Source organism: Chitinophaga sp. 22620, assembly GCF_052044405.1.
GTDB lineage: Bacteria > Bacteroidota > Bacteroidia > Chitinophagales > Chitinophagaceae > Chitinophaga.
In genome coordinates this window covers 1,233,718-1,250,825 of the sequence record NZ_JBQEMV010000002.1, presented here as the reverse complement: position 1 = coordinate 1,250,825, position 17,108 = coordinate 1,233,718, and the positions used below count along the sequence as shown (strand labels likewise).

General features: G+C 52.4%; 15 protein-coding genes. 4 read left to right on the top strand and 11 right to left on the bottom strand.

What is annotated here, in order from left to right; all coding sequences use genetic code 11:
* Positions 1–70: 70 nt before the first annotated feature.
* Together ACTJIK_RS14835 and ACTJIK_RS14830 are read right to left on the bottom strand one after the other, a co-directional pair.
* A complete protein-coding gene (locus tag ACTJIK_RS14835; RefSeq protein WP_440647390.1) occupies positions 71–1,027 on the bottom strand; it encodes a FecR family protein in 957 nt (318 codons plus the stop codon).
* Between the two features lie 82 nt (positions 1,028–1,109).
* Positions 1,110–1,721, bottom strand: a complete 612-nt coding sequence (locus ACTJIK_RS14830) for a sigma-70 family RNA polymerase sigma factor (RefSeq protein WP_440647388.1) — start codon at positions 1,719–1,721, stop codon at positions 1,110–1,112.
* Positions 1,722–1,938: 217 nt separating this feature from the next.
* On the opposite strand from ACTJIK_RS14830, the gene katG reads away from it, so the two are divergent.
* A complete protein-coding gene (katG, locus tag ACTJIK_RS14825; RefSeq protein ID WP_440647386.1) occupies positions 1,939–4,215 on the top strand; it encodes a catalase/peroxidase HPI in 2,277 nt (758 codons plus the stop codon).
* A 66-nt stretch (positions 4,216–4,281) separates the two neighbouring features.
* Here the strand turns inward: katG and ACTJIK_RS14820 are convergent, their stop codons facing one another.
* Complete coding sequence (locus tag ACTJIK_RS14820; protein WP_440647384.1) at positions 4,282–5,136, bottom strand: NAD(P)-dependent oxidoreductase; 855 nt, start codon at positions 5,134–5,136, stop codon at positions 4,282–4,284.
* Between the two features lie 198 nt (positions 5,137–5,334).
* Here ACTJIK_RS14820 and ACTJIK_RS14815 point away from each other — a divergent pair, with 198 nt between their 5' ends.
* Positions 5,335–5,715: a winged helix-turn-helix transcriptional regulator gene (locus tag ACTJIK_RS14815; protein WP_440647382.1), complete on the top strand. Its 381-nt coding sequence runs from the start codon at positions 5,335–5,337 to the stop codon at positions 5,713–5,715.
* A 42-nt stretch (positions 5,716–5,757) separates the two neighbouring features.
* Here the strand turns inward: ACTJIK_RS14815 and ACTJIK_RS14810 are convergent, their stop codons facing one another.
* Positions 5,758–6,351, bottom strand: a complete 594-nt coding sequence (locus ACTJIK_RS14810; RefSeq protein WP_440647380.1) for an FMN-dependent NADH-azoreductase — start codon at positions 6,349–6,351, stop codon at positions 5,758–5,760.
* A gap of 116 nt (positions 6,352–6,467) precedes the next feature.
* Positions 6,468–6,926, bottom strand: a complete 459-nt coding sequence (locus ACTJIK_RS14805; protein WP_440647378.1) for an Lrp/AsnC family transcriptional regulator — start codon at positions 6,924–6,926, stop codon at positions 6,468–6,470.
* Positions 6,927–7,514: 588 nt separating this feature from the next.
* Between ACTJIK_RS14805 and ACTJIK_RS14800 the strand changes: the two genes are divergently transcribed.
* Complete coding sequence (locus ACTJIK_RS14800) at positions 7,515–7,856, top strand: hypothetical protein (protein WP_440647376.1); 342 nt, start codon at positions 7,515–7,517, stop codon at positions 7,854–7,856.
* Positions 7,857–7,863: 7 nt separating this feature from the next.
* The gene (locus ACTJIK_RS14795; protein ID WP_440647374.1) at positions 7,864–8,766 is read left to right on the top strand and encodes a DUF1266 domain-containing protein; all 903 of its coding nucleotides are present in this window, start codon (positions 7,864–7,866) and stop codon (positions 8,764–8,766) included.
* Positions 8,767–8,846: 80 nt separating this feature from the next.
* Here the strand turns inward: ACTJIK_RS14795 and ppsA are convergent, their stop codons facing one another.
* The 6 genes from ppsA to ACTJIK_RS14765 all read right to left on the bottom strand — a co-directional run bounded on the left by ppsA (position 8,847) and on the right by ACTJIK_RS14765 (position 17,094).
* Positions 8,847–11,450 carry a phosphoenolpyruvate synthase gene (ppsA, locus tag ACTJIK_RS14790; protein WP_440647372.1) on the bottom strand — a complete coding sequence of 868 codons (2,604 nt, stop codon included), beginning with the start codon at positions 11,448–11,450 and terminating at the stop codon, positions 8,847–8,849.
* 342 nt (positions 11,451–11,792) lie between these two features.
* Positions 11,793–12,317, bottom strand: coding sequence for a dihydrofolate reductase family protein (locus ACTJIK_RS14785; protein ID WP_440647370.1), 525 nt, complete (start codon positions 12,315–12,317; stop codon positions 11,793–11,795).
* 229 nt (positions 12,318–12,546) lie between these two features.
* Positions 12,547–13,947 carry a sialate O-acetylesterase gene (locus ACTJIK_RS14780; RefSeq protein ID WP_440647368.1) on the bottom strand — a complete coding sequence of 467 codons (1,401 nt, stop codon included), beginning with the start codon at positions 13,945–13,947 and terminating at the stop codon, positions 12,547–12,549.
* A gap of 33 nt (positions 13,948–13,980) precedes the next feature.
* Positions 13,981–14,757 carry a sialate O-acetylesterase gene (locus tag ACTJIK_RS14775; protein ID WP_440647366.1) on the bottom strand — a complete coding sequence of 259 codons (777 nt, stop codon included), beginning with the start codon at positions 14,755–14,757 and terminating at the stop codon, positions 13,981–13,983.
* Between the two features lie 31 nt (positions 14,758–14,788).
* Complete coding sequence (locus ACTJIK_RS14770) at positions 14,789–16,123, bottom strand: sialidase family protein (protein ID WP_440647364.1); 1,335 nt, start codon at positions 16,121–16,123, stop codon at positions 14,789–14,791.
* A gap of 35 nt (positions 16,124–16,158) precedes the next feature.
* Positions 16,159–17,094 (bottom strand): DUF5017 domain-containing protein, encoded by a 936-nt coding sequence (locus ACTJIK_RS14765; RefSeq protein WP_440647362.1) that lies wholly within the window; start codon positions 17,092–17,094, stop codon positions 16,159–16,161.
* Between the last annotated feature and the right edge of the window lie 14 nt (positions 17,095–17,108).

The following is a 17,108-nucleotide window of genomic DNA, read 5'->3' as shown; positions in this document are numbered from 1 at the left end:
ATACTTGTGTTGATACGAGTTTTTAAGGGAGGTGTTGGTAGCACCTCCTTTTTTTGTAAATACATAAATTCTATTCCGCTATTTGTATGAAGCCGCCGGCGACCCTGTAACGGAGGCCGTGAACGAAGAGAATGCCCTGCAGGAGCTTTTCCCAGGAAGCGTTGTGAAAGCTGCCGCTCACCATTTTCCCTTTCAGCCTGCCCGGATCGTACCGGATAATGATGGAATAGCGCCGCGCCAGCCTGTCCAGCGCTTCAGACAACGGGAGGCTGTTGAAGGTCATTCCTCCCCTGGTCCACGCAAGCGGATCGCTCACCGTGATCTTTTCTACCTGTATATCTTTTTGATGACGACGGTATCGCAGCAGCTGGCCGGGCTCCAGTAAAGCAGGTTGAAATATTTTTTGCCGGCCGGCCACTTCCACCTTTCCCTGCAGCAGCAACACCCTGGTTTCCGTTTCCCCTTCATAAGCTTCTATGGTAAAGGCGGTGCCCAACGCCCTGGTTTCAATACCGTTGCTTTCCACAATGAAGGGATGCGACTGGTTGGGATGAACATCAAAATATCCTTCCCCCGATAACGTTACCCGCCTTTCCATGGCATCAAAGTCTTCTTTCCAGGTCAGGCGGGAAGACCGGCTTAATATCACCCGGCTGCTGTCAGGCAGGTAAAACGATATAACGGCGGCAGTGTCGTTGACAATTACATTTTCCGCCAGGTGTTTTTTATCCGGCCCTATCCCCGGGATAAATAAGGCGAGGCTCACAATAAGGCCTGCCAGCATTGCGGCAGCGGCCAGCTGCCATCCCCGTATACGCGCCGGCTTCCGGGGATTGATCTTGGCCATAATGGTGCTGCGCATTTCTTCGCGGATAACATCTTCCTGCTGCCTGCTGCGCAGCAAATCCTGCGAGCGCAGGTCCAGCAGCCAAAACCATTGCCAGAGCAATTCCGTTTCTTCAGGCGTGCAGTCGCCTTCCATGAATCGCCGGAATAACCGGTCCAGTTCCTTTTTTCCAGGTTCCATATACCGGGTAGTTCCACAAAGTGGCTAAAGGGGCTAGTTGTTTTGTGTTAACTTAATATGAACTCTTCGAAAGCGGCGCAATTCAGTTCATTACGCATAAAAGAAGCAAGGGGTAACAACCGGAGGCCTCGCCCGCCTTGCGCAGCCGTGAGACGCCTTCTTTGAGATGATTTTTTACGGTATGGATGCTGATGCCCAGTTCCGCGGCGATTTCACTGTTGCTGTATTGCCGGAAATGTTTCAGGGTGAATACTTTTTTCATCTGCCGCGGCATTCCGGCAATTGTGGCCTCAAGGATGTCCGCCATCCGGCCCGGTTCATTTTCCTCCAAGTAAGCGCCGGTATGCGCCGGCTCCGTGTTCTGACCGGTTTGCGCCAGGTATTCCTCAAAATGCCGGTAATGGATGGACCGGAATCCTTTGACACGGAAATACCGGAAAATTTTCAGGTACAACGCGGATATCATATAGGTTCGTGCCGCCCCCCTGATCTCCAGCCTGGCACGGCGGTTCCAGAGGTCTACAAACAGCTCCTGTACGATATCTTTGGCATCGCCCGTATCGCCCGTCTTTTTTTCCGCCAGCTGCAGGAGGAGCTTCCAGTACCGGTCGTACAATTCATTGAAAGCGCCGGCATCGCCAAGGCCGATCAGCTTAAACAGTTCCTTATCATCATCACTGGAAGTCGCGTTCATAAATGGAGGTTTCCGGTTGGAGGCGTAAAAATATAAATGGAATGTTATCTTATCATTAATAACGATCCGCACTGCTAAAACACTTCCATTAAATAGATTTTACCTATCAAAACATAAAATCAATAGATTTTAATTATGGAATCAATACGGTAATTTTACTCATCTGCACAACCACAAGGTGTGGGCGACTGTTTATTCAATTAATTAAACTTATACAATGGGAAAAGAATCGAACGACATCAGCAAATGCCCTTTTCATAATGGCAGCATGAAGCAGAACGTAGGCGGCGGAGGCACCAGGAACCGGGACTGGTGGCCTAACCAGCTGAAGCTGGGCATCCTGCGCCAGCACTCTTCCAAATCCGATCCGATGGGTGAAGATTTTAATTATGCAGAAGCCTTTAAAAGCCTCGATCTGGAAGCAGTGAAAAAAGACCTTCATGCGCTCATGACGGACTCGCAGGACTGGTGGCCGGCAGACTTCGGGCATTACGGCCCCCTGTTCATCCGCATGGCCTGGCACAGCGCGGGCACCTACCGCGTGTGGGACGGCCGTGGCGGCGCAGGCGCAGGGCAGCAACGTTTTGCCCCGCTGAACAGCTGGCCTGATAACGTGAGTCTCGATAAAGCCCGCAGGCTGCTTTGGCCCATCAAACAAAAATATGGCAACAAGCTCTCCTGGGCAGACCTGCTGATCCTCACCGGTAACATTGCCCTGGAATCGATGGGCTTTAAGACCTTCGGCTTTGCCGGCGGCCGCCCGGACGTATGGGAACCCGATGAAGATGTGTACTGGGGCTCTGAAACCACCTGGCTGGGCGGCGATATCCGTTATGCCCATGGTTCCGAAGGCGTGCCGAAAGAACATGGCGTGGTGTCGTCAGACGACGATGCAGACGGTCAAGTTCATTCACGCAACCTGGAAAAACCGCTCGCAGCCGTGCAGATGGGGCTGATCTACGTGAATCCCGAAGGCCCCGACGGTAACCCCGACCCTATTGCCGCCGCTAAAGATATCCGCGATACTTTCGGCCGCATGGCCATGAACGATGAAGAAACAGTTGCATTGATAGCAGGCGGGCACAGCTTTGGCAAAACCCACGGCGCAGCCCCTTCCAGCAACGTAGGCAGCGAGCCCGAAGCCGCCGGACTGGAACAGCAGGGCCTGGGCTGGAAAAACGCTTTCGGTTCCGGCAAAGGCGCCGATACCATCACCAGCGGCCTGGAAGTAATATGGACCAAAACTCCCACCCAATGGAGCAATAACTTCTTCGAGAACCTGTTCAGCTTCGAATGGCAGCTTACGAAAAGTCCCGCCGGCGCGCACCAGTGGGTAGCCAAAGATGCTGAGAGCATCATTCCCGACGCGTACGACGGTTCCAAAAAGCATTTGCCCACCATGCTTACCACCGACCTGGCTTTAAGGTTCGATCCCGTTTACGAAAAAATATCCAGGCGCTTCCTCGAAAATCCTGATGCGTTTGCAGATGCCTTCGCCCGCGCATGGTTCAAATTAACGCATCGCGATATGGGCCCCCGCGCCCGTTACCTGGGGCCCGATGTGCCGGCAGAAGAGCTGCTCTGGCAGGATCCCATCCCCGCGGTGGATCATGCATTGGTGAATGACAGTGATATCGCGGCATTGAAGGCAAAAGTGCTCGCTTCCGGGCTGACCATATCCGAACTGGTATCCACAGCATGGGCTTCCGCTTCCACCTTCCGTGGCTCCGACAAACGCGGTGGCGCAAACGGCGCGCGCATCCGGCTGGCCCCGCAGAAATTCTGGCCGGTGAACAACCCGCCGCAGCTGCAAAAAGTATTGGATAAGCTGGAGAGCATTCAAAAGGAATTTAATGCCGCGCAGAAAGATGGCAAAAAGGTTTCGCTGGCAGACCTGATCGTACTGGCCGGCAGCGCAGCTGTTGAAGCAGCGGCGAAAGATGCGGGACAAGCCATTACCGTTCCTTTTACACCCGGCCGCATGGATGCTTCGCAGGAACAGACCGACGTTGAATCAGTAGGTTACCTGGAGCCCGTTGCGGACGGCTTCCGCAACTATCGCAAATCCAGATCGCATATAGCCACCGAGGCTTTGCTCATAGATAAGGCGCAATTGCTCACCCTTACTGCGCCAGAGCTGACAGTACTGATAGGCGGCCTGCGCGTGCTGAACGCTAATTACGATGGCTCCCCGCATGGCGTTTTCACCTCCCGCCCCGGCCTGCTGACCAACGACTTCTTTATCAACCTGCTGGACATGAACACCGCATGGAAAGCGGCTTCCGAAGACAAAGAATTGTATGAAGGCAGCGACCGCGCCACCGGCAAAACAAAATGGACTGCCACCCGTGCTGACCTGGTGATCGGCTCCAACTCAGAGCTGAGAGCGATCGCAGAAGTGTACGGCAGCGCAGACGGCAACGATAAATTCGTGAAAGATTTTGTGGCAGCGTGGACCAAAGTGATGAACCTTGACAGGTTCGATCTCGTTTGATTGTAAGATCAGTGAATAATTACAGGCAGGCCCCCGGTAAACGGGGGCTTTGCTTTTTTATTGCAATTACCGGAGCGTTTTCATCAACGCCGAGATCCTTTCCTGCCCATACCCCGCATCCTGCGCTTTGCGGAAAAGCTGCTGCCCGAAGCTGGCAAAACCGCCGTCCAGCTTGTTATCTGCGGCGAGGCGCAACATGAGGTCGAAGGTGCCGAGGCAGATATCCAGCGAGCTTTCAGGGTTGCTGTATCTTTCCGCCTGGATATCATCTGCCGTATCTTTGACCATTTGCCCCAGCACCGGCGCAACGTTGAGGATCATATTCCCGAGGTCGGCCACCTGCATGCCTTCTGACTCGATGATGCGGGCGCCGTTCAGGAAGCCGATCATCATGCCGAACATGCTGGAGAGCGCGGCAATGTCCCATGCCGAAGCAGCTCCGGGAGCTTCGCCGAGGTAGATAAGCGTGCCGCCCAGGATGCGCAGCGCATCTCCCGCGGTTGTCCACGCTTCCTGGCTGCCGGAGAGGAAAATCGGTGTTTGTTCGGCGCCCATTTGTGAAGGAGTGGCCAGGATGGCGCCGTCCAGGTAGGCCGCGCCGCGGGCGCTGAGCGAAGCAGCCATCAGCCGCGCGTCCTGCGGGGTGCCGGTGCTGAACTGCACTACCGTTTTGCCTTCCAGCGAAACGCCCTGCAACACCTGTTCTGTAGCCGCATAATCCAGCACACATACCAGGATGATGTCGTTCTCCGCCACTGCCTTGCTGATATCTGCCGTGTAGGCCGCGCCTATCGCGGTGAGCGGTTTGGCTTTTGCTTCCGAACGGTTCCAGACCGTTACTTTTTTTCCTTTTTCCTGTAGTAACCGGGCCAATACCGAACCCATAGCCCCTAATCCTATCATCAGAATTTTTTCCTGCATGTTATGCCTGTTTTATTTTATTAAAAAAATCATTCCTGCGGAATTGATGCGGACATTGCCGTATCATTTCTGCTGAACAAAATTCCGGGATCCCGGAACGCATAACAATACGGGGGATTTTATTCGGATAGGGATAATTTTATCCTTGTCCGTTCAGGGCCATACGCCTATTTTTGCTGGTATAAAACGTGAGAAGATATGTATGAGAAGAAGATCCCGAAAGACTTTAGCTGCGGATTTTCCGTGCTGATGGAGATCATCGGCGGCAAATGGAAATCATACCTGCTGTTCCTGATCAGCAGCGGGGTACGGCGGCCCAGCGAGCTTCACCGGAAAGTGCCCACTGCCACACGCCGCGTGCTGAACCTGCAGCTGAAGGAACTGGAATTCCATGGCATCATCGGCAAGGAGATCTACCCCGAACTACCGCCGCACGTGGAATACTTCCTGACGGACTTCGGCCTGTCCCTCATGCCCGTCATCAATGCGATGGATGCCTGGGGCAACGGCTACGTCCCGGAATTCCAGCAGCTGATGCAGCAGAAAAACGAGCCGAACCCGGCGGAGGCGCACAGCTGAGCCTTCGCCAGGTTCGTAAGATGCTCTCCTGCCCTTTTGCCCCTACAGGCTTTGTATAATGTCTTCGTAATCTGCCGTAAAATTGTTCCCCGCGGTACCTTCCACCCTGAACGTACAAACGTCTGTAATCCCAACATACGCGCTAAACACAGCTTTGACGTAGGATTCAATAAACTCGTACCCATCGGGCCACTGGGATAATTGCCCCCCGGAAGCAATGGCCAGGTATACTTTCTTGTTTTGCAGGCGGCCTGATCTCATGCCATCGCTGTCGTAAACGTAGGTGAGTCCAAAACGGACAAGCTGGTCCATCCAGGCTTTCAAGGGAGCGGACATCCCCAGGTTATGCATAGGCGTGCTGATAACGATAACATCGGCGTTGCTGATCTCATTGAAAATGGCATTGGAATATTTCAGCAGCCGCTTTCCTTCTTCCCCGACCGTTTCAGGATGCTTATAAAATTCCCCGATCAAAGCCTGATCCAGGAAAGGAGGGAATTCTCCGGTGAGGTCGCGCTCCACTACCGCTCCTATTTCATTCCTGTCTTTCAATTTCTTAACAATAGCAGCGCTCAGCCCTCTGCTGTACGACTGGCTTCCCCGTGCACTGGAAACAATATGCAAGGCACTTTTCATTAGTTTAAATTTTGTGGTTCCCCTGATAACGACCGGCATTTCAAAACGGGGACAATAACGATGCTTTTTTTGTTCAGCATGCGGGGGCAGGCAGACGGGGCGGTCTGCAACGAGGGTTATATCGGGTAAGCGGTGTCGCTTTTTGTTTCTGATAGCACAAAGAAACTCTGCACGGTGGTGATATTGGGCAACGTCGCCAGTTTCCGGTAGAAAACATGGTAAGCGTCCATATCTGTCGTGGCAATGCGCAGGATAAAGTCAAAGGTGCCCGTCATCTGGAAACATTCCATTACTTCGGGGAATTTCACGACCTCCTTTTCAAACGAGCTCAGGGTATTGGCCGAATGGTCTTTCAGCAATACATGGCTGAAAGCGATCAGGCTCTTGTCCACTTTCTTCCTGTCCAGGATGGCAACCACCCGCCGGATATATCCCTGCTCTTTCAGCCTCCTGGTGCGCTCATGAATGGTGGCCACGGATTTGTGGAGCTTGTACGAAATTTCCTTGTTGGTCAGTTCTGCATTCTTTTGCAGCAACCGTAAAATCTCAATATCGGTAGGGTCCAGATCCTTCATCGTTTAAAAGATTAAGCTGCGCGCCGGAAGAAATTCGGAGTTTTCGATACGCGGTTGGTCTTTTCTATTGAAAAAAACCTGAATTCCGGCATTTGCCGTATTTTTTACGGTTTTCTCCCAAATCGCAGTAAATATGAAAAACATTTTTGAATTTAGATTGAAAATATTTCAGCCGGAAGATAATAAATTTCCGGCCGGGGGCAAACCATTAGTTTCTCGATCAACGCCATAAACCAACCATTTATTCATCAAGAGTTTCCGTAACAGGAAACTCTTGATCTCATCCCATCCTCACCCCTTGCCGGTATTTCAGTACATACACCAAAACAATCACTTACAGGTCTAAGATCAACCTCAGATACACTTTTGATGATGCATGTTTGACAACTTGAATGGCCCCTGCGGGGGCCATTTCTCATTGGTAATTCTCCCGGAGCCAGAGAGATTACCTGCTCCCCCTGATCAAATCCGGCCCCAAAGCAGGCGGATTTCAAAAAATACCCGGCGTATCTGAAAGCTGCCCGCTTCAGGGATGGCAGATTACTACTTTCGTGTTACAACCACCACTCACACTTAAATTCCATTTCTATGACATTACAACTAAAACAATCACCGCCCTCCCTGCAGGAGCTGCATGCCATCATCCAGCAGCAACTGTCCGGCAAATACAGCTGCGATATTGTGCACGACCGCTGGTCTGTGAACTTATCCGGCCCTAAGAACTGCCTGCTTATCAAAAAATCCGGGATGATCGGCGTGGGTGTATTTGTGAATGAAAAGAAAAATATCCTGGACGTGGATGGTATCGTACCCAATATGGTCCTGGACCGTACCGTGTTCGGCAATTTCGTTACCCGCCTGGCGCTGCTGCCTTCATGGAACAAGCTGGAAGCAGAAGTGGCGGCGGCCCTGCAATCCAAAATATCCTGATCCATCCATGAACCCTCTTAATAACATCGAGCAATACCTGCAATCCCTCAAGGCCATGGGAATGAGCGAGGAAGCCATAGACATGTACCGGAAACAGATGGAGCAGTCCATGCAGTTTTCCAGCGCCTGGGCCAGCCAGCTCAACCAGTTCAGCCAGAACATCCAGCAATTTAATGCCATGTTCACCGGCGACGATGCGGAAGCCCCATCTCCCGGAGAGCCGAAGCAAATATTGCTGAACCCCGGAAGCACCCTCACGCCGGAGCAGCAATGGGCCATTGCCTGCGGGGCAGACCTGGCCATGATGAACGGCCAGTACCTCAACGACCTTACCACGGGCCTTACCCGGCAGGACTGCAGGGAACTCCTTTCCCAATGGTGGGATATAGACAGCAAGGAAGAGCTTACCGAAACCCTCGCCTGGCTGATCAACGAAGGCCACCGCATCCAGTACGATATTATCTGGCAGGCCATGAATACCGTTTCCATCAAGGAAAGCAAGGCCTTTCTCCGGGAATATGTAGCCTCTAACAAGATCGAAGAAGAAACGGCCCTGGAGCGGCTCCGCAATATGCGCGACGCGCTTGAGCTGTACAGGGAGCGGAAACTGATACAGCCGGATACACAGCCCGAAATGCTGATCTGGGACTATGCCCGCATTATCAACCTCAGCCGGGGCGGGTTCGACGCCGGTTATCTTATCCGGGAGGAAGCTTTATCCTTCATTGAACGTTGCGCGGAGCCTATCCGCAACATGTACGTTTCCTGGAAACAGCTTTCCGTTTCCTACCAGTTTGCCAGGTGCGTATGGAATGGTATTGATGAAGACGTGATGACCAGCATGCAGCAGGGCATGGAGCTGCTGCTCAGCGACCCGCAAAGCCCCTGGGTGAAACTGGCATTCCGGTGAGAACTGATGTTATAAACGAACCGATATAAAAAGCCGCTTCATAGCGGCTTTTTGTGATGATATCCTGCGAAACAGCCCGGTTACAGTATTTCCACGTATCCATCTGTTCCATTCACCCGGATCCGCTGCCCGTCTTTGATCAGCCTGGTGGCATTCTCCACGCCCACAACCGCCGGCAGGCCATATTCCCGCGCAATCACCGCTCCGTGCGTCATCAGCCCACCCACTTCGGTGACCAGGCCTTTTACCGATACGAACAAGGTCGTCCAGCTGGGATCGGTAAAAGACGTGACCAATATATCCCCCTCTTCCAGCCTGGCATCTTCCATGTTCAGGATCACACGCGCCCGCCCTTCTATAATGCCGGAAGAAACAGGCAGGCCTGCGATAGCGCCGGCCGGAAGAGCTTCTCGTTTATACTTTCCCGTTATAATTTCACCGTCGGAAGTGATAACACGCGGCGGGGTCAGCTTTTCATATAACCGGTATTCCTCTTTCCGCTGGCTGATGAGCCGGTAATCCAGTTTATTGGCGCGAACTGTTTCCCGGAGCTCTTCAAAAGTGAGGTAATAAATGTCTTCTTTTTCGTGGATAACGTTGTTCTGCACGAGCCGGCCGGCCTCTTCCATCAACGCCTGCTTATAAACGAAATAACGGCTCACCATGCTGTACTTGGGGTATTCACGGTAACCGATGAAATTCCGGATCAGGCTGATCATCCGTTTTGTTTCCCGGGCTTTTTGCTCCCCATCCGGTAATTGTTTCAGCTGGTGCAGCAGCTCCTGTTCCTTTTCCAGCGCCTCCTGCAGGCCTTGCTCAAATTTCCGGTGGCCGGCGCCGGGCTCAAAGTTCCTGATATTACTGAGGATCATCGGTACGAGGGTAGCCGGTTTTTCGCTCCAGCGGGTTTTGGTGATATCGATCTCCCCGGCGCAGCGCATTCCGTATTTATCAAGATAAGCCTGGATTGCATCCCGGGCTTCGGGCCCGCCTTCAAACTTAGCCAGCTCCTCGAGGAAGCGATCGTCTTTTGCGTGCTGTAAATAACCGGTCACTTCCGGGTAAGGGCGGATCACGTCCGCAACGTCCAGCAGCGCCAGGCCCATTTCTGAAGTAATATTGCCGGGCGCCGATTGGGAAAGCGTGTCTGCCGTGCCCTTTTCTCCCAGCCACTCCTTCATTTTATCATTGATCCATGATGACGCGTTCATACCAGTCATGATTACACTAAAACTTTGCGGATCGGTGACGATCTTCTTTAAGTTCTGAAGGTCTTCCAGGATAAAGTCAAACAGCTCTGGCCCCGATTTTGACCGGATGGCATCCTTTAACTCGTTTATCGATGTTTCGCTATGCCTGATCAGCTCAGAAACGATTGCCGGATCGTGGTCTGCCAATGTCCCGTAATCCACCATCGGAGAGCCTTTGCCGCCGGGTGCATTATCCTCATCCGGTAATGTTTTGATAAAATCTCCCCGCTCTATGATGGTGGTGAGCGCGTCTTTTATGAGCGGATCGATTTTCCCCAGGGTGTCTATCATCGATTTCCTGCCGGCTGGCCGGGCCAGCATGGGCGCAACGTCAACAAACAACCTTCCGCCGGCTGTACGCATGGGTGCGCGGGTGGTTAGCAGGTAAAAGGATAGTCCCAGCGGCTTGATGGGATCGGTCATCATCTGCTGGTGGCCTACGGATATATATACGTGGTTTTCCTGGTCGTTTGTTTCAGGGACCGGGTATAGCGTGGTAACCGGCCGGCTCTGGACAATATAAAATGTATCGTCAGCCAGGCACCATTCAATGTCCTGCGGGCGACCGAAATGCGCCTCGATCTTTCTGCCCAGGCGTTCGAGCCGCAGTATCTGTTCGTCTGTCAGCGCCTGCCTGTTCTGCATTTCAGGTGCTAGCGCCTGTTCTTTCGTGCCGCCGTCCTTTAAAGCGTAAATAGCCAGCTTCTTGGCAGGTATGTTTTTATCTAAAATCCGGCCGTTCTGCACTTTATAGTTATCAGCATTCACCAGGCCGGACACGAGGGCTTCGCCCAATCCAAAACTGGCGTCGATGGATGATACTTTCCTGTTGGAAGTGATGGGATCGGCGGTGAATAAGATCCCTGCCGCCTGGGGGAAGACCATCTTCTGAATAACCACAGACAGCAGTACTTTCCCGTGATCAAAGCCGTTTTGCAGGCGGTAGATCACTGCCCTGGCGGTAAACAACGATGCCCAGCATTTGCTGATATGTTTCAGTATCTCTTCCTTCCCGGTAATGTTCAGATAGGTATCCTGCTGGCCTGCAAAGGAAGCCGCCGGCAGGTCTTCCGCCGTAGCGCTGGACCGCACCGCATAAGCATCTTTCTCACCGAACTTTGCGAGATAACCAGCGATCTCTCCTGTTATGTCTTCCGGAATGGGCATACTTTCAATAGTCATGCGGATCTTTGCGCTGATCCTGCTGATATTCTCCCTTTCTTCCGCCTTATAACGCGTTAATTCATCCAGCAGGCTGTGAAGCTCCCGGTTGTTCCCGGTGATCTTTTTATACGCTTCAGTAGTGATGCAAAAACCGTCCGGCACCCGTATCCCCTCCATCCCGGAGAGTTCGCCCAGGTTGGCGCCCTTGCCTCCTGCAAGCATTAATTTTGTGCTGTCGATCTCCTGAAAACTTAGTACATATGTGCTCATATTTTTCCGTTTTATCGATACAAAACTTGCGAAGCATTCAAAATGCCTCCCTTGAGATTATCAACAATATCCTTCTTCTGACGGCTTTTTAGAAAATGCAGAATGCCAAAAATACAAGCTGATGCTTATCAAAGCACGGTTTCCCAACTATATTTTTTTGAGCACAATAATGATGGAAGCAGGGGCGTTTTCAGTTCAAATAGAGCGATTGAGAAGTAACCAAACAACAACTCCGCACTAAGCGGAAATCGCTTCTTTATTAAATTTCGCCCGGTATTCCAAAGGAGATAAACCGGTTATCCTTTTAAAGACCTCCCTGAACACCCTGTTGTCCGCTTTCTGTTAATCCCGCTTATCTCCTACCTCATAATGCAATTGCACCGTGTTACCGTTCAATTTTCTCACGTCCACCAGCGCGAGCTGATATTCGAATTCCACATCGCTCACGAAGGGCAATCCACTCCCAAATAACACCGGCTCTACCACCAGGATGATCTCATTCACCAGTCCGGCTTTAACAAATTCAGTGACTGTTTGCGTGCCGCCAATGATCACGGCTTCGGTATGCCCTTTGGCCGTGAGTTGTGCTACGATCTTTTCCGGGCCGTCGGCGGTGAACAGTACATTGGATTGGGATGGCGTTGCGTTCGTATCATGCGTCAGCACTACCAGCGAACCTTCGTCTTTCAGCGGCAGGTATTCAGGCGACAGGATGTTGTAGGTCGTTTTCCCCATGATCACGGCCTGCGTGCGCTGGCTCATGGCCATAAATCCCTCCCCGTATTCCGGCGACAGCCAATCCGGTACATTCCTTTTATTGCTGATCATTCCATTGGCGGAAGCCGCGAGATAAATGATGATTTTCATTTTGCAAAGTTTTATTTCCTGTTGAAGCAGGAAAGTACATTACAAATGTATTTTGATCAGGCTTACCGGGCCGCGTATGTATACGACATTATCCGGGTGTTTTACGACAGGGCCGGGAATCATGTACCGCTCATGCTTCATACAAAACAAAACCCCACGCATGGCGTGAGGTTTGTCATCTTCCGGCGATGTTGCCGGCATTATAATAAGCCCTTACAGTAAGGTCATCCTACCAATTATCAGTACGGAAGGAAGATGCCGGCAAACCTTCCGTATTAAAAAGCTCGCCTGTGAACCAGTCTTTAAAAGCATACCGGACCGCTACCGGATTTTTCACCTGCTCAGACCGCAGGCGGATACCCTTTTGCGTTATGCTCGCCTCCGCGGGATGAAAAACTTTATCCTCCCCCGCTATCTCGAACAGGGTAAGGTCTTTCCCTCCCGCATACAGGCCGTTTTGGGCATGATCAAAGGTGAGATCAACAGTGTCTTTGTTGATCTTCATGGACTTGTAAACCGGGCCCTGGTATGGAAGCTGGCTGATGCCATAGTCCCGTGCCAGCGCACAGTAAGCCAGCCGGGTGGCTACCGTCATTTTATCCGGCGGATGGATCGATTGTTCCTTCCCCACATCGGCGGTTACCGCCATTGCCGAGTTGGGGATCAGTTTCAGGGCCTGCAGCTGCGCTTCCCTGAGATAAGCCGATCTTTTGTCGTTCTCGTATTTGTACGGAGCGATCTGCACATAATAAAACGGCCATTCCCCGCAATCCCAGCGCTTGCGCCAGTCCGCTACCATAGCCTGCATCATTTGCGCATACTCCTGGTGGTTCCTGCGGTTGGCTTCTCCCTGGTACCACAATACCCCTTTGATACTAAAACCAGCAATGGGATTGACCATTGCATTGTAGAGTACGGCAGGGCTGTTCTGATTTAATTTTACAGTATCGCCGGCAGCGGGGATCTTAACCGAAGGAAAAGCCTGCAAACCAGCGGCGCTCGTCCATGCTTCGATGCGGGTGCCGCCCCAGGATGTAAGCACGATGCCCACCGGCACGTTCAGCTTTTCCCGGATGATCTTTGCAAACAGGTAACCCACCGCGCTCATCTCGCTTACGCCCTCCACATCCGCTTCTTCCCAGCGGCGTGCCTTTGCGTCGAACTGGACTTCGCCGGATATTTGACGGGTAACCTGGAACAGCCGGATATTGGGGTTCTTCGCATTCATCAGCAAGTCGTTGGAACCTTCTATGGGCTGGTTGCGAAAACCTTTAACGGGCATAGCCATATTGGATTGGCCTGAGCAAACCCAGACCTCGCCGATGAGTATGTTCTTCAATACCAGCTTTTCCCCATCGTCGAAGGTGATATTGAAAGGGCCGCCCGCTGCCGGCGTACTTACCGAAACGCGCCAGAGGCTGTCGTTTCCGGCCTGGACAGTGTACGTTTTTCCATTCCAGCCGGTTGTGATCTTTACCTTTGCCGCCGGGCGCGCTTTCCCCCATAGAGCGGCGTTCGTTTTTTGCTGAAGCACCATGTTGTGATCGATGACAGCCGGCAGGATCACCTTGGCGCTGGCAGCCGTGCTCAACAGCATAAACAGCCCGATACATGCTTTTATTCGTTTCATATGACTTATTGGTTAGTATATTTTTGATGGCATCTATTGTTGAAGGAGGATCATTTTCGCCGCAAAACGTTTGCCCAGTTCCGTAGCCGACGCCGCATCGAAATGGGTCTTGTCTCCTTTGTGAATAAGCCCTTCCGAACCGGCCAGGGCAGTGTTTTTTACTTTCCCCGGCAACTGTTTCAGCTGGTCATTCACCAATTGATAGTTATCACGGTAATGCCCGAGTTCGCCCGCAACAAAGGGCAGGTTGTTATCCCCGGCAGCCTGGCGCAGGCGGCCGATGAGAGTTTCCAGGTTTTCGAGGTAGCCGGCAGACCGCTCAGCCTTGCTGTTCGCCTCTCCCTGGTGCCAGATAATGCCTTTGATCATGCCGCTCTTCATCGCTATGCGTAACCTGGCCACTGCATCGTCATATGGATACTTCCTCGTCGCGAGATCCATCGCTGCCGGCTGCCAGGATTCAATCGCTGTGCCTCCCACGGCACAGGGGATCAGCCCGATCCGTACGGAAGGATTCGCTTTCGCCATTTCCAAACCGAACGCAAGTCCCGGCCCTACCCCTGCCCTGGCCGGCTTATCAAAATGCAAAGGATGCGACGCCGTTACCCATTTACCCTCTTTATCCAGCATCAGTACATTGGGTTGTGAAGGGCCGCTGTATTCGGCGGTGATGATCCCCCGGCCGGCCATGTTGGACTGCCCGACGAGCAGGTAAAGGTGAAACTTGGGATCCGGTTGTTCCGGCTTTGAAAATGACGTAAGAAGCAGCATTATTGAGAAAAGAGCGCTTCCGGTTTTTACCAGGTTCATTGATCAGTATTTAGCAGTTATGTGTTTTTCATCACGGTTCAGGCTGCCCATTGAGAAGCCATGTCAGGTTAAATTTCTGAAATTCGATGGACCAATTGCTGTTTGAGGATGAAGGTGTTTCCCTTTGCTCCACTAAAGCGCCGATGGCAAAGTCGGCTGTTTTGGTCATGCTTGAGTATCCTCCTTTCCCCTCCGCAGCCGCCTCTTCCGGCGTAATGGTGTTGTGCAGCCGCCGGCTGGCATACCAGGTCTGCCCTTCATTGTAACTTACACGGGCAACCATGTAATAACGGGTGCTTTCACTGGCTGAATTCAGGAAAATAATACGGGAACGGTCGCCGGCATATCGGAGTATTGAGCCTTCACATCGCGGATCGGGCAATGCGGAAGCGGGAGTAAATGCTGAAAAACCTCCTTCGATCGTTCCGGTAGAAATATGGCGCCTTTTGGCCGCCTCCCAGGGCGTTCCCCCGGGCCGGTCGTTACGCATAAGCGTGCCGTCTGCCAGTTCCACAATGGTGCCTTCATCTGTTCCCGCAGGGATGATCTGGTAATGCCAGGTTTGCCCGTGGTCGTCGCTGTAAATGTTACGCCTCCTGGCCGGGATAATGAGGCGGCCGGGATGCGGGCCTCCGGTAGTTTGTATGCCAACACCGGGCCCCATGGCGTCCCAGGTCATCGTGGAAGGCAGCAATATACTGGTTTTATCGACAGGTGTGGCCCAGGTTGCGCCATTATCGTCACTCCACGTTAAAAAAACGCGTCTTTCCCCCCAGGTGTCCACCGGTTCTGTATCGCCGCTGCCGTTTTCGCTGTGGTCAGCGTCGTTCCAGGACATAAAGAGCCATACCCGGCCTGTGTCCCAGTCAACAACCGCCGTGGGGTTGCCCCATGTGCCAAGGGTTGCCCCCGCAATCGTTTTGAGCGCAGACCATGTTACGCCGTTGTTCGAAGATGTTTTACAGACGACGTTGATATTACCGTAGTCGTTGTCGTTATCCGCTCTTCCCTCGCAAATAGCGATAAGCGTGCCGTTGGTAGTACGTACGATAGAAGGGATACGATAGGCATGAAAGCCGCCCGTTCCCCCGTCAAACAGCTTAATGCTTGTATGCACCGCCGCGCCTGTTTGCGCTGCCGCCACCGCTTTCCCTTCGGGCTTAAGAGCTTGGCCGCTGCTATTGAGGTCTTCTGTCAAACCGTTTCCTTTCCGGCATGCGGAGACCGCGGTAAGGCATACGATGGCGGCTACAACCGCCATTTCCACATGCGCGGGGCGCCATCGCCGTAAACCGCCGTTCAACGGTTTACGCCCGGGGCGTGAGAACAGAGATCTTACAGGGGCTGGATTCAGGTTCTTTCTCATAATATAATTATTTAAGGTAAAAACAGAATAACGGCTTAGGGAACTATAACATCGATTTCGCGGACAACGCGTAACTGTCCTTCATAACTTGCATTGGTAGCGATGAATACCGCCTTGTAGGTTCCGGGAGTAGTGTAGTTAAAAGAATAGCTGCCAAGGCGCGGATTAATGGCGCTTTTTATGGCGATAGGCCGGTCCGGCCCCATATCGGTCCTGGTGATCAGGAATCCTTTGCTTATCGCCCACGACTCCGTTTGCACCTCCTTGTTGATGTGGTTCCCATTGAACCGGATGGCCCCGGAGCTTTCAATGACCGCCCCGCGGCCGGGATCAACCACCGCTCCGTCGTTGATGAGATTCCAGTCTGCAGTGGTAAGCGTTGCAAGTGAAGCAGCGCCCAGATCGGTCTGTGATTGCAGTGAAAAAGCACGGATGCGCCACGTGGAATTCGCCCCGTTTTCCGTTTGCGGTTTGCAGATGTAACGGTATGCATAATAAAGAGGCTTCCCCTCCACAACAAATTCCCTGATATCTTTCGTTCCGGACGGCAGGGATGCGGAGGCTCCCCTCGTATTCAGCACATAGTGGCTGGTAATATCGGTCCACGTTGCCAAGCGGATGTTTGCGATGTCATAGGTGCCGTTAAAGTCGGAGGAAACCAAAACTGACAGCTGGTTCTCCTGCGTTCCATTGTTAAGCGTGGTGGAAAAGGACGAAAGCAATGCCTTTACATCGAGAACACGCCCTTCCCTGTACGCATAATCGTTGCCAAGAAGCCCGGGATAAAATGAAATGACGGCTGCATCGCCCGAGAAGCTGAACGTGACCTCCTTAACCGCGTTGCCCGAAGTGTCTACAATGGAGGTGACCTTGTAGCCGGTTATGTCGAAACCGGGTTCGCTGATACTTTCTTTATCGCAGGAAACAAAGGCCCCAAGGCACAAAGCGGCTATGATATATTTGAATCTCATATTGATCAGTGTTA